At 69.3% G+C, this 13,308-nt stretch carries 9 protein-coding genes and 1 pseudogene; 2 read left to right on the forward strand and 8 right to left on the reverse strand.

What is annotated here, in order from left to right:
• Window positions 1-179: 179 nt before the first annotated feature.
• Complete coding sequence (locus EIY87_RS36135; RefSeq protein ID WP_125314469.1) at window positions 180-1,409, forward strand: SAVED domain-containing protein; 1,230 nt, start codon at window positions 180-182, stop codon at window positions 1,407-1,409.
• A 416-nt stretch (window positions 1,410-1,825) separates the two neighbouring features.
• The gene (locus tag EIY87_RS48655; protein ID WP_225440261.1) at window positions 1,826-2,617 is read left to right on the forward strand and encodes a hypothetical protein; all 792 of its coding nucleotides are present in this window, start codon (window positions 1,826-1,828) and stop codon (window positions 2,615-2,617) included.
• Between the two features lie 225 nt (window positions 2,618-2,842).
• Here the strand turns inward: EIY87_RS48655 and EIY87_RS36150 are convergent, their stop codons facing one another.
• The 8 genes and pseudogenes from EIY87_RS36150 to clpB all read right to left on the reverse strand — a co-directional run bounded on the left by EIY87_RS36150 (window position 2,843) and on the right by clpB (window position 13,306).
• Window positions 2,843-5,473 (reverse strand): DEAD/DEAH box helicase, encoded by a 2,631-nt coding sequence (locus EIY87_RS36150; RefSeq protein WP_158641434.1) that lies wholly within the window; start codon window positions 5,471-5,473, stop codon window positions 2,843-2,845.
• A gap of 447 nt (window positions 5,474-5,920) precedes the next feature.
• Window positions 5,921-6,202: a DUF2637 domain-containing protein gene (locus EIY87_RS48660; protein ID WP_225440262.1), complete on the reverse strand. Its 282-nt coding sequence runs from the start codon at window positions 6,200-6,202 to the stop codon at window positions 5,921-5,923.
• A 238-nt stretch (window positions 6,203-6,440) separates the two neighbouring features.
• A complete protein-coding gene (locus EIY87_RS36160) occupies window positions 6,441-7,190 on the reverse strand; it encodes a DUF2637 domain-containing protein (protein ID WP_225440263.1) in 750 nt (249 codons plus the stop codon).
• A 329-nt stretch (window positions 7,191-7,519) separates the two neighbouring features.
• Complete coding sequence (locus EIY87_RS36165) at window positions 7,520-7,732, reverse strand: hypothetical protein (protein ID WP_125314472.1); 213 nt, start codon at window positions 7,730-7,732, stop codon at window positions 7,520-7,522.
• A gap of 246 nt (window positions 7,733-7,978) precedes the next feature.
• Window positions 7,979-9,136 (reverse strand): annotated as a pseudogene (locus EIY87_RS49355) (glucose-6-phosphate dehydrogenase); the annotation flags it as partial.
• 13 nt (window positions 9,137-9,149) lie between these two features.
• On the reverse strand, window positions 9,150-9,485 hold the full coding sequence (locus EIY87_RS36175) for a hypothetical protein (RefSeq protein WP_125314473.1): 336 nt from the start codon (window positions 9,483-9,485) through the stop codon (window positions 9,150-9,152).
• 30 nt (window positions 9,486-9,515) lie between these two features.
• Window positions 9,516-10,706, reverse strand: a complete 1,191-nt coding sequence (locus EIY87_RS36180) for a PucR family transcriptional regulator (RefSeq protein ID WP_225440264.1) — start codon at window positions 10,704-10,706, stop codon at window positions 9,516-9,518.
• Window positions 10,685-13,306 (reverse strand): ATP-dependent chaperone ClpB, encoded by a 2,622-nt coding sequence (gene clpB, locus EIY87_RS36185; protein ID WP_125314474.1) that lies wholly within the window; start codon window positions 13,304-13,306, stop codon window positions 10,685-10,687. Before clpB ends, EIY87_RS36180 begins: the two co-directional genes overlap by 22 nt.
• Window positions 13,307-13,308 lie beyond the last annotated feature (2 nt).

The following is a 13,308-nucleotide window of genomic DNA, read 5'->3' on the forward strand; positions in this document are numbered from 1 at the left end:
GCCTCCGACGCTCGGCCCAGCAATCTCGCTCGACCCCGCTCCGCGACAGACGCTTCCCCACCATCGCCGTCGAACTCGCCCCGAGCGCCGGTTCTCGCCGAGCGGAGCCAGAACGTCCGCGCGGACCCCGCCCGCTGCCGGTCTCTGAATCTGTCCCAGCCATGTACACGAGGTTGTAGATGCCCCAGATAAATGACCTGGACCCGATCTTCATCAGCTACCGCCACTCGGACGGAGATGCTCTGGCCGACCGCGCCGCATGGGTGTTTCGCGCTCACGGCGTCCCCGTGTGGCATGACCAGACGCACCTGCCGCCGGGCCGCTTTCAGCGGCGGTTGCAAGAAGCCCTCGATTCGGGGCTGTCCGGGGCCGTCCTCCTCGTCACGGACGACATGGTGCATTCGAGCTACGTCCGGGAGCTGGAACTACCGGCCCTTCTTCGTCTGGAAGGCGACTCGGCTTTCACCTTCGCCATCGGCAACACCATCACCGGCTCGGACGGCCGGCTGGACTACGGCGCCCCTGACCGCCTGCTCCCACAGGAAATCGCAACGCTGAGCGACTTCGACCAATTCGCGGTGCTCGATCATGCCGGGCTCGCTCGGCTGGCCGGCGCGATGGCGATCCGCCGCGTCCGCCGCGCGGCCGTCGATGACCAGCTGCATCTCGACATCCAAACGCGGACCCCCGCCTTGGGTACCCGGAAGGTACCGCTCGCGCTCCGGACTCGCCCGCCCCTGCACAGCACCAGCGTGCCGCCAGCTGAAGCTTGGGAAGACTTCGCGCCGTTCCTCGGCGACCTGCCCCGCATCGTGCAGTCGGCTGGCGCCCAGCACCTGCACATCACCGGCGGCGCACACCTGAGCATGGCCTTCGCACTCGGGGCCGCGTTACCGACCACGACCGGGCTCGCCGTCACGGTCACCGACCAGGACGGAAACGAGTGGACGGGAGCCGAAACCCAGACTGTGCCCCTTGTGCAGAGCGCAATTCCCCTCGACGGTCCAGCCGATAGCCCCGTCGCCGTGTACCTCGATCTCGTACCCGCACCACCCAACAAGGGCTTCCGCCGCTACGCCGAAAGCCACCCCTACGCCCACGCAGTCGAGATCGCAGTGGCGAAACGCGAACCCATCCCCGCCGACGCCGGCCCCGCACTAGTCACGGAACTGCGCCAGCGCATCGGCGAGGTCGCAGGAAGCCGGCCCGTGCACTTGTTCATGCGCGTCCCTTTCCCTGTCGCCGTGATGCTGGGACGCGCGTGCAACACGCTGAGAGTCACCCTCTACGAATGGGAGCGTGAAGTCGAACCGCCAACGTACCTCGAGATGGCCACCGTGTCGGCAGGCCGCAGCGGTGGGCCCGTTGTGTCATGGACGACCGACCGGACTGCGGGCAAGCCAGAGTAGACAGTCCCAAACGCCGCGTCACGACGCGCCGACCGCCGCCGCGACCGAAGGCGCCGCCCCGCCGGATCCCGCTCACCGTCCCGTCCGGCATCGCGGTCCTCGCGATGGCGGCCTGCCACGCCAGCTGCACGCCCCCGGACGCAGCCGGGACATGCAGCTCATCGTCGTAGACGGCCTACTCCACCTGGGACGTCCAGATGTAGGCCAGCCCGGTCAGTGCTGCGACTAGCAGGAACGGGCCGCGACCGCGAGCCCGGAACTCAAGGCCTTGGCGCCGCGGCTGCTGGCCGAGTCGCAGGAGTAACCCTGCCTGATCTCCTGACACTCACAAGGACGAATTACAACGCGGGGCGTAAGCACACCAGTCCGGTCCAGACCGGAACAGCCGAGGGACCACCGACGATCTCCTGCCTAGCGTGGAACGGGTGGCGGCTCACCGAGAACTTCCCCGCGACCAGTATCACTGCTCGACGTGTGGAGGTGCCCACCGCTACGGATCCCAGCGTGGACAGCGTTGCGGGCAAACTTCGAGCCGCCCCAAGTACCAACGCCGCACCGTTCCGCGAGCCCAGGCCCACAGGCCGGACTGGACCACTCCACCGACGTCGCAGTACACGTCACCGCGGCCTCGGACGACCTTTCCGCCCACACATACGCCGACGCCGCCACGCGAAGCCAAGCCGACACCCGACCGGAAAGCCGAACGCCGTCAACGCGCCAAGGAATCGCTGACCCGAGATCCCTCGAACATCGCCGGCGACGTCGTCACCTATGTCTTCGACGAGAACGGCTTCTACACCCGGCTGGCCAATCGAGCGATCGACAAGGTCCCGTGGTTCCACCCGGTCCGCTACCGATCACACGGTCTCTGCGTGTGCTTGAACAACGTCGCGAAGGGCCTAGACCCGGCCACGTACGCCAAATGGGCTCAGTTGCCGCTCCGCGCCGGGCTGATCCGTGTCGGCTGCCCGACCTTCCTCGCCGAGGTCCTCAGCGCGGCGTCCGCGTTCGGCGTCAAACAGATCCTCGGCACCCTCCCGCATGCCCAGTTGTACAAGACCATGCGAGTCATGATTCCGCTGGTGTGCCCCGACTTGGGCATCTGCCCGGCACGGACGGACGTCGTGAAGACCTACGCCTCACCCGCACTCGGTCAAGAACTGAAAGCGTTCGCCGCCGACCTTCGGAGAGCAGGCGCGACCGGATAAGTCGATCGCAGCTCCCAAGCTCATCAGCACGACGATCCGCGACGGGCACCTTCCGGTGGCCGCCGCGCCGATATCAGTTTGAGTCGCAGCGCTTACCGCAGGGCGGCAAGCGCTGCGAGCTCGACGGCCCGGCGCGAAGCGATCAGGAAGGTGCCCCAGTTCTGCGTCAGGTCGACGAAGCCTCTTAGATCTCACGACTTCCGCTAGGCCGGTAGGCCGAAAGCCTCAGCTGCCGCGGATCGGGTCGCGAGTCAGCCGCTCCCGCACCTGCGTCGGCAATACTCCGTTGTCCCAGAGCACACTGGCGAACTCTTCACGCGGCAACTCGCCCGCGATCCCCTTCGCCATGCCACGTAGTTCCTTCCATGCTCGCACCGCGTCATGCGCAACGTCCAACATCCGCTTCGGCAATACCAGATGGACGTGAGCGGCCGCGATCGGCACGGCATCCGGGTCGACCACGCCACGCGGCGTCACGATGATCGAGACGCTGCCGCTGGGCGGGGCTTCCACACCTTGGTCTGCGGCCAACGACGCAAGCTGGGTGTTGGTCTGCCGCACGTAATCCATGCTCAGCATCCCCGCAGGCTCCTGCTCGCTCTTGGCCTCGACGGTCATCCAGAGCGTGCGCCACATCCAAGCCGCGTCGGCCCGACCCTTTTCCGCTGGCTTGAACGACTCCGCCCCCAGGAGTTCGCCGAGCGCCACTAGGCCTCGCTCGTACCTGGACGCCTCTCGCTGGCTCAGGTTCGCCAACATGTTCGAGAAGAAGCTCTCAAACTTCACAGGTGACGCCAACTTGCCGTTGAGCAATGAAACGACGGCTGTCACACCCGCTTCGTCGGCGGGATCCGAGTCGTAGGTCGCGCTCGGGAGCCGGTGGACCTCCTTGAGCCACGTGGTCCCGACGGCGGCCGCATACGCCTTCCGGAGGAAGTCGGCACTGCGCAGGGCCGCCGGCGACGTGTCGCCCGTCGACGCCAGATCGGACCAGGCGCTGGCGAGGTAGGCCCATAGCGCGCGGTACGGCCGAAGTGTGGAAGCTGTCAGGTTCTCGAACACTTCACCGGCTGTCCGCGCCGCCGACTCCCAGTCCTGCTGCCAGGCGTAGGTCCAAGCTCTCACTTCACGCACAGTGCTCGCGGCGAGCTGAGCCGCGTGAGGCGCCGCGACGCGGGTGGCCTCGCGACGAAGTTTTGCCAGTTCCGGTTCAGCGTCTTCCTGCCAGATCCGGTCCTGTTCGAGGGCACTCTCCGCGAGCAGGATCAGGTCGTCAGCCGGGACCTGGCTCTGATCAAGCCCGAAGGTGATCTCCGCCTGCAGCTCGGCCGGCAGCGATTCCCTGATCTCCCTGCGCGAGAGGAACCGCAAGATGTCCGCACCCGTCACCACGACGACGGCCCAGTCCTTCGGCCCCCGAGTACATCGGCCGGCTCCCTGGACGATTCTGGTGCGGACGCGCTCGTCGAGTACCTCCGAAGCACGCAACTTGGTGTCCAGGAACCGGTCCTGCAGGTGCGACGCCGCCGGGAGGCCCGACATCACCATCATGCGGCAGACGTCAGCGGCGAGGTCCATGCCGTCGTAGCGGCTGGGCGCCAGCAGTATCCCGGCTTCGGCGTCGACGAACGGCTGGATGCCGGTGTCGGAGTCCTTCGCGGTGAATCGCTCTGCAGCAGGCACGCCCAGCCGGTTGGCGATCTGCGTGGCCGAGTCCTCGTCCGGCGTCAGCACGAGCCGCTTCCGGGACAGGGCCAGCAAGCTGTCGACCAGGCCTGCGACCGGCTCCTGGCTGTTCTCCTCGTCATCATCAATGAGGCTGCCGTCGACCGGAACGTCCGCCAGCTCGGGAAACACGAAGAACCGACGCCCGCTGCCGGTTCTGTCCCACGCCGTCGGCACGGGGACGCGTTTGATGTCCGTACGACCAAAAGCGCGTTCCAGCTCACCGGCACCACCGAGAGTAGCCGACAGATACAGCCGCTGACCTGGATCGGTGAACGGCTCGTGCTGGAACGTCGGTGGAATCATCGGCCGGATGTAGAACTCACGACGAGAAACGTAGAACAGGCACGAGCCGAGGTTGGCGCGCACCATCCGGAACCGGTAGGCGGAGTCGCCGGTAAGCGCGCTGAGCACGCGATCGATATCCTCGGTGTGGCGCGCGACCGCGCCGACGGGAAGGAGTCGCACCTCACGGGTATCTACAGCGGGTGAGACCGGACCGACCATTCGTGTGACGAGCGCCGGCTCGACTGATTCCCCCAGCGCGTCGAAGAGCTGCTCGTACTGATCGGTATCCCGGCCGACGCTCAGCGCCCACGCCTCGGCGACAAAGCCTTCCGCAGCGTGCGCGTCATCGAAAACCAGTGTCTGGGCGTCGGCCAGGTGCGAGTTGAGATTGAAGATGGCGCTGTAGGTCGTCACGGCGATGGCATCGGCCCGGGTGTACCGCGCGAGCTTGGCCTGAGCCCAGTCCCTGTGCGACCCGATCAGCATGACGGCCGGGATGCCCTGATCGGTCGCCTTCTGCAGTACTTGGCGGGCGAGTTGCCTGGTCGGGCAAGCATAGACGACCCGCTGCCCCAGCGTACGACGCCGCCATTCGGAGATCAGGAGGCCGACGAGGGTCTTACCGGACCCGGTGGGGAGCTCAAGCGCTACGTCCGGGGTGTCGCGGTGATTGTCGGCGTAGGTCCGCAGCTGGTCGGCTTGGTGAGACCACAGAGCGCCCACTCCGCCCGGGGTGCGCGGGAGTTCGCCGAACAGAGCTTCCGGGTCAGTCGCACCAGCCACCGGCTCAGCCCGGCGCCGGAAGCGCGGCCGCAGGCGGCTGGGGTCCTCGTTCGTCGTCACAGCCGTAGTCTCTCGCACCGCACAACCGCAACCGAAGGGACGGATGCTGCTGAGCTTGCCTCGGCAGGGGGTGTGAGGCCCCGTCAGACCCTGGGCAGGGAAGATGGCTCAGCATTCATCAGTTCGAATACGAGCGTGCGGCCGCATGCACGCTCGGCCGACGTAGTACTCCCACTTCGCTCCTCGGCCGTTCGTGGCTCTCCATGTCCCGTCGCGAGACCGTCGCCGGATTGGGCGGCTCGACGGTCTCGTCGCTCGGTTCCATCTCGGGAGACGGTCCGTGAATCTCGCTGCCGGGGTCGAGGTCTCGGAGCCAGTCTCGCGATACCGCTGCTTCAACGCGACGGTCAACAGCTCGACCGCCAGCAGCATCACGAGCGACGGACACGCCGCCACTGTCACCTGCAGCACGCCCAGATCCGGCGATGAGCAGATGTTCGCCACCCACTACAGGCAGATACCGAACACGAGCGCCAGCTGCGCTACCCACCGGCTCGACGGGCGCCCGCTACGGCGGGTCTTCCACAGCTCGACGGTCGCGATCGTCACCAAGCCGTCCACCAGCAGCGGCCAGATCGAGGCGGTCACGCCATCCGAGCCGAAACGGAATGCGAACTCACGTCCGTGATGGTAGGAGGCATACGCCGCGCCGAGTGCGACCAGACCGGTGCAGATGCACTGGATGGAAGGAGCAAGATCCTGAGCAAGCCACTCCGTGCGCCGCCCCACGGCCGCACTGCCGCATCAAACCTGCTCTAACAGCCGTCTCGCCCCGGCGAACGGGGCTGCTGTAGACGGCCTGGACCAGGCGACACCGCCTGACAGTTGCGAGCCCGAGGGGAGCCCGAGAGCGCACGGACGCGACGGTAGACCGCGTCACGGGCCGGCACCGCTGCCACGCTGCGACCGAGGAAACGACCTTGCCCGGCATCACTCGACACGATCCGAACCCTCAAGATCACCACTCTTAACCAGCGGATTCCAGCACCGTCACTATTCCCCGCGCTCTCGCTTTGTCAGCCAGAGCCAGCTGGCTCGCTGCCGCCACAGCCGCCGACGCTGGACATCCGTCAGGTCCGCGACCGGTCGTACGCCAGCGTCGGAGAACCCGACGTCCGTAGTTGTTCGTACCCGCGACACGATCCAGGTCTGCGCCGGTCGGCGTTCGCCCCGCCGCCCGCTCTTCCAGGTAAAACGCCCACATCCGTTCCTCGGCCGACTCGCCCGCCACCGCCCGTTCGAAGACTGCGGAACCCACGATCGGTCCTGATGGCTCGACGACGTCGATGTCGCTCCGGCCAGGTTCGTAACCCGGGTGTGCATCGTCCTGCTGCTCGCTGCTCCTATGCCGCTTCAGCGCCCTGTTCAGCAGTTCCACCGCCAACAGCAGCGCAAGCGGCGGGCAAGCCGCCACCACGACCGAAAACACCGTCAGCCGCGGCGCCGAACCGATGTTCGCGCACAACGACAGCGAGATGCCAAAGCCGAACGCCATCCACGCGGCCCAACGCCGGCCGTCACTCTTCTTCCATAGCTCGACCGTCGCCGTCGTCAGCAGACCATCCACGATCAACGGCCAGATCGCAGCCGTCTTTTCGTCCGCACCGAACCGCAAGGCGAACTCACGACCGTGTCGGTACGACGCGTAAGCCGCGCCGAGCGCCACCAAGGTCGTGCACACGCATTGCACCCACAGTGATGCCTTCTCACTGTCCATCCTCAGTGCCATCATGAAGCACCGCCGCGACGACGTCGCTCAATCACGACCGAACCACAAACCTGCAGCTCACGACCCCTTTGGACCCGTGAGGTTGCTGCGTGAATCGCGCCGGGGGCACCCTCGCTGACCAGTACGAACCGACCCCACGACCAGGTAAAACAGGTGCGGGGCCGGTCCGATGTTGTCCGGCTGAATCCGTTGATCAACGGGTGTTCACCCCCGTTGCGCCCCCGCGCTACTGCTCGCCGTGGGCGTCAATCCCGATGGTCAGCTGGGTGACCTCGCGGACTGCGCTTAAGCCGGCCGCTCTGGTGGCGCGGGACGGTTCACCCCTCGCCGTTCCAGTCCGCGTCGGCGCGGTCGGCCGCCGCGGTGCGTTCATGGGCGATTTCCCGGGCGCGGCGCGCGGTTTCCTCGTCGGGGTACGGGCCGAGGAGGTCCAGGGCGCGCGAGTGACGGCCGTGTTCGACCTCGCCTGTGCTCGTGTTGAAGTACCAGCCCGCTTCCGGGCCGGGGTTGGTCTGTTCGATCCAGGTCATCGTCGTCTCCCGTGTGTTAGCCAAGGTGACTGCCAGGCAGGATGTCCGGCGACGAGGTCGTCGGCGGCGGCCGGGCCCCACGTGCCGGGCGGGTAGGGCTTCACCGGCGGCGGGTACGCCAGCAGCGGCCGCAGGATTCGCCAGCTCTCCTCCACCGCGTCCTGCCAGGCGAACAGCCGGTCGTCCCCGGCCAAGGCGTCGGCCAGCAGGCGTTCGTACGGGTGACTGCGGCGTGCCGAGGTCCCGCTCGAACGTCGTGTCGAGCCGGACCGGGCGCCATCGGCCCGCACCGTCCAAACCGGACAATCGCAGCCGCAGGGCGGGCTCCGGCGAAATGCGCAGCACGAGCTGGTTCGCTTCGACCTGCGCGGCGTCCGGCAGGAAGCGCAGCCGGGGTGTGTGGCGCAGGATCAGCCGCACCTCGGTGGCGTTCACCGGCAGGCATTTCCCGGCACGCAGGAAAACCGGCACGCCGGCCCAGCGCCAGCTGTCGATCGCCAGCTCGAGGGCGACGTAGGTTTCGGTGTCCGAATCGGCCGCCACCCCGGGCACCGACCGGTAGCCTTCGTACTGCCCGCGCACGCAGTCGCGCACCTCCACGGCCGGGATCGCCTTGAACACCTCCAGCTTCTTCGCCCGCAGGTCCGCCACGCCGGAGTCGACGGGCGCGTCCATCGCGACCAGCGCGACCAGCTGCAGCAAGTGGTTCTGCACGACGTCGCGCACCGTCCCGACCGAGTCGTAGAACCGGCCGCGCCCGGCGACGTCCAGCTTCTCCGCCGTGGTGATCTGCACCGCCGCGACGCTGTCGCGATCCCACAGCTGCGCCATGACGTGGTTGGCGAAGCGCAGGTATTCGATCTCGATGACCGGTTCCTTGCCGAGGTAGTGGTCCACGAGCAGGAGCTGCCGCTCGTCGAGCACCTGGCGGAGGCGGGCACGCAGCTCCCGCGCGGACTCGAGGTCGGTGCCGAAGGGTTTCTCCAGCGCGACCCGCGCGTCGGCCAGCAAGCCGGCCGCCGAAAGCCGCTCCACGACCGGCGCGAACAACGACGGCGGCAATGCGAGGTAGTGCAGCGGCCGCCGGATCCCGGCCAGCTCCGCCGCCAGCGCCTCGTACAGCCGCGGGTCGTTCGCGTCGCCGCCCACGTAGCTCAGCCGGCGGGCCAGCCGCGCGAACACCGCTTCGTCGAACGGCACGTCGGACTTCTCGATCGCCCGCCGGGCCAGCTCCGTCAGGTCCGCTTCCGGCAGGTCGCCGGAAGCGACCCCGACGACCCGGCAGCGCAGTGCGCCGCGCCGTTCCAGCCGGTACAGCGCGGGCAACGTCATCTTCGTGGCGAGGTCGCCGGTGATCCCGAAGATCACCAGCGCGCCCGCGGTCCAGTCCGGCACGCGCCTCACCCCCGGCCCGCGGTCACAGGAGACCCCGGTCGTCCGGCGTCACGTCGCAGGTGCGCTCGGCGCCCGGCGGGGCGTCGACCCGGACCACCGAGGCGGTCCCGCAGCCGCGCCAGGCGACCGTGATCCCCTGCGGTTCGTCGTGCGGCGCGCCGATCGGCCCGCGGGCCTCGGTCTCGGCCGGGCCGACGTGGTAGGTCCGGATGTCCTCCGCCGCTCCGTCGACCGTCGTCACCTCGTAGGCGAAGAGCGCGACGCGCTGGCCGGCGGCCGGGAACCCGGGCGGCCACGGGTTGTCGAACAGGCCGCCCTGCGGCGTGCCGATGGTCTTGGCCGTGATGGTCTCGTTCATGGGACTTCCCCGGTGTCGGTGGACGGGTTTTCAGTGGCGGCGCGCGGAACTCAGCTCCAGCGCCTGCAGCGCGGTCACCAGCTCGGCCAGGTCCCGCGGGTCTGCAGGCGACCGGCCGGTCAGTTCCCGGATGCGGCGCAACCGGTTCCGGATGGTGTTGGCGTGGCAGTGCATGACCTGGGCCACCTGCTCGGACGCCCCACCGGCGGCGAAGTACTCCCGCAGCGTCTCCAGCAGCACGCCGCGTTCCTCGGCGAGCAGGTCGAGCACCGGTCCGAAGACCTCGTTCGCCAGCCGCCGTCCCTCGTCGGGATCGCGGGCGACGAACGCGGCGAGCGGACTGGCGCTGAACGCCCGTACCTCGCGCCGTCCCGGCGTGATGCCGGCCAGCGCCGTACGCGCCAGGTGCAGGGCGCGCGGGGTGTCGGTCAGGGAGCGGTAGACCGGGCTGACGCCGGTGCGGGCCAGCGCGACTTCCCGCACCAGCGCCAGCATCGCGTCGTACTGTTCTTCGCGCAGCGAGACCACGCCGGCCTGCACGGACGGCGTGAGCTGCCACGCGGAGACGACGCCCAGCCGCGCCAGCCGCCCTTCGATGCCGGCCAGGCTCTCCTCGGCCGGCCCGCGCGTCTCGCCGGCGACGACGACCAGCACCCCGTCGAGCGACAGGCCGAGCAGCCGCCCGGCCTCCCACGGCCCGGCGTCACCCATCCGTTCGCCGCTGAGCAGGGCGCCGGCCAGCGCGGAGCGCCGCCGCTGCCGGGCGGCGAGCAGTTCCGCGCTCGCGGCCCGGTAGGCCTCGGTGACCTGGATCGCGTGGTTGTCGGTGATCTGCCACAGCAGGCTCGCGACGTCGACCAGCGCTTCGGTGGTGCCCTCCGGGGCGGCCGTGCGGGCGTGCCGCACCAGCAGGTCCCACAGCATCGCGCAGGCGATCCGGTACACCTGCAGCACCTCGGGCAGCGGCGCGCCCTGGTGGGCCCGGCGGCTGCCGGTCTCCTGCGGCGCGCCCCGACCGGGACTCGGGGTCCCGGCCAGCGCGTCGACCAGGTACCGCAGGTTCACCGCGATCGACCGGTGCAGATCGGCCCGCGGCACGACCTTCTCGTCCCGGTACAGCTCGATGCGCTCGCACACGGCCGCGTACACCTCGTCGATGAGCCTGGTCAGCTGCGTCTCGGCCCACGCGGCGAGCGCGGTCACGGCGGCGGGTTCCGGCACGTCACGGTGAGCTTGCCGGCGGTCAGCCCGACCTCGACGGCCGCGCCGTCGTGCGCCTCGCCGGCCAGCAGGGCCCGGCCGATCCGCGTCTCGACCTCGCGGGCGAGGAACCGGCGCAGCGGCCGCGCGCCGTAGACCGGGTCGAACCCCTGCCGCGCGACGTACCGGAGGGCCCCCGGGGACACCTCCAGGGTCATCTGCTGCTCGGCCAGCCGGGTACGCAGGTCACCGAGCATCAGCTCGACGATCCGCTCGATCTCGGCTTCGGTGAGCGGCTTGAACAGCACGATCTCGTCGATCCGGTTGAGGAACTCCGGCCGGAAGTGCCCGCGCAACGCGCCGAACACCGCTTCGCGCGCGTCGGGCTTGATTTCGCCGTCGGACGTCACGCCCTCGAGCAGGAAGTGCGCGCCGATGTTGGAGGTCATGATGATCACCGTGTTGCGGAAGTCGACCGTGCGGCCCTGCGCGTCGGTCAGCCGCCCGTCGTCGAGCACCTGCAGCAGGGTGTTGAACACGTCCCCGTGCGCCTTCTCGATCTCGTCGAACAGCACCACCGAGTACGGCTTGCGCCGCACGGCCTCGGTGAGCTGACCGCCCGCGTCGTAGCCGATGTAGCCGGGTGGGGCGCCGACGAGCCGCGAGACGGTGTGCCGCTCCTGGTACTCGCTCATGTCGATGCGGACGATGTTGTCCTCGGTGTCGAACAGGTCCGCGGCCAGTGCCTTCGCCAGCTCCGTCTTGCCGACGCCGGTCGGGCCGAGGAACAGGAACGACCCGATCGGGCGACGCGGGTCCTTGATCCCCGAGCGAGCCCGGATGACCGCGTCGGCCACCGCCTGCACCGCTTCGTCCTGGCCGATCACCCGTTCGTGCAGCACCTCGTCCAGGCGCAGCAGCTTCTCCCGCTCCCCCTCCTGCAACCGGCTGACCGGGATGCCGGTCCACCGCGACACGACCGCGGCGATCTCCGCCTCGGTCACCACCTCGCGCAGCAGCGCCGAAGCACCGCCGCGCCGCGCCGCCAGCAGCTCCTCCTCGCCTTCGAGGCGGCGTTCCAGCTCGGGCAGCTTGCCGTGCCGCAGCCGGGCGGCGAGGTTCAGGTCGTAGTCGCGCTCGGCGGCCTCGGCGTCGTTGCGGACCTGTTCGATTTCGCCGCGCAACGCCTGGACCTTGTGCAGGGCGGCGCGCTCGGCTTCCCACCGGGTCCGCATCCCACCCGCCTCGGCACGCAGGTCGGCCAGTTCCCGGCGCAGCTCCTGGAGGCGCTTCTCGCTGGCGGCGTCGGTTTCCTTCGCCAGCGCGGCTTCCTCGATCTCGGTCCGGGTCAGCCGCCGGGACAGCTCGTCGAGGTCGGCGGGCATCGAGTCGATTTCGGTGCGCAGCATCGCGCAGGCTTCGTCGACCAGGTCGATCGCCTTGTCCGGCAGGAACCGGTCGGAGATGTAGCGGTGGGACAGCACGACGGCGGCCACCAGCGCGCCGTCCTGGATCTTCACGCCGTGGAACACTTCGAGCCGCTCGCGCAGGCCGCGCAGGATCGAGATCGCGTCCTCGACCGACGGCTCGTCGACCACGACCGGCTGGAAGCGGCGTTCGAGCGCCGCGTCCTTCTCGATGTGCTTGCGGTATTCGTCGAGCGTGGTCGCGCCGATCAGGTGCAGCTCGCCCCGGGCGAGCATCGGCTTGAGCAGGTTGCCCGCGTCCATGGCGCCTTCGGTGGCGCCCGCGCCGACGACGGTGTGCAGCTCGTCCACGAACAGCAGGATCCGCCCCTCGGCGGCGTGGACCTCGTTGAGCACCGCCTTGAGCCGTTCCTCGAACTCGCCGCGGTACTTCGCGCCGGCGACCAGGGCTCCCATGTCGAGGGAGAAGACCGTCTTGTCCTTGAGCCCCTCGGGCACGTCACCGTGGCTGATGCGCAGGGCCAGCCCTTCGACGATGGCGGTCTTGCCGACGCCCGGGTCGCCGATGAGCACGGGGTTGTTCTTCCGCTTGCGGGACAGGATCTGGACGACCCGGCGGATCTCGGTGTCGCGGCCGATCACCGGGTCGAGCCGGCCGGCCCGGGCGTCGGCCACCAGGTCCCGGCCGTACTTCTCCAGTGCTTCGTAGGCGGCCTCGGGCGTCGCGGACGTGACGCGCTGGTTGCCGCGCACGGTCCTCAGCACCTCGAGGAACTTGTCGCGGGTCAGCCCACCCGCCCGCAGCAGCCGCCCGGCCGCGGTCGCGCTGCCTTCCTCGATCAGGGCCGCGACGAGGTGCTCGACCGACACGTAGTCGTCCTTGAGCCGCCTGGCCTCGCGGTCGGCGGCGTCGAGCACGCGGGCCAGCCGCGCGGTCACCCGCGTCTCGCCGGGCGCGGCGCCCGGGCCGCTGACCTTGGGCCGGCGGGCGAGCTCGGCCTCGACCTCGCCGCGGAGCCGGGCCGGGTCCGCGCCCGCTTCGGTGAGCAACCGGGAGGCGAGCCCGTCGGGCTGGTCCAGCAAGGCCAGCAGCAGGTGTTCGCCGTCGACCTCGGGCTGGCCGTGGCGCAGGGCCGCCGCCTGGGCGTCGTGCAGCGCTTCCTGGGACTTGTGGGTGAGCCGGTTCGGATCCATGG

Source organism: Amycolatopsis eburnea (genome assembly GCF_003937945.1).
Lineage (GTDB): Bacteria > Actinomycetota > Actinomycetes > Mycobacteriales > Pseudonocardiaceae > Amycolatopsis > Amycolatopsis eburnea.

Excerpts from the sequence above, each read along its gene's own strand:
- EIY87_RS36160 (WP_225440263.1), bottom strand. The coding sequence starts at position 7,190 with ATGGACAGTGAGAAGGCATCACTGTGGGTGCAATGCGTGTGCACGACC.
- EIY87_RS36175 (WP_125314473.1), bottom strand. The coding sequence starts at position 9,485 with ATGAACGAGACCATCACGGCCAAGACCATCGGCACGCCGCAGGGCGGC.
- clpB (WP_125314474.1), bottom strand. The coding sequence starts at position 13,306 with ATGGATCCGAACCGGCTCACCCACAAGTCCCAGGAAGCGCTGCACGAC.
- EIY87_RS36165 (WP_125314472.1), bottom strand. The coding sequence starts at position 7,732 with ATGACCTGGATCGAACAGACCAACCCCGGCCCGGAAGCGGGCTGGTAC.
- EIY87_RS36135 (WP_125314469.1), top strand. The coding sequence starts at position 180 with ATGCCCCAGATAAATGACCTGGACCCGATCTTCATCAGCTACCGCCAC.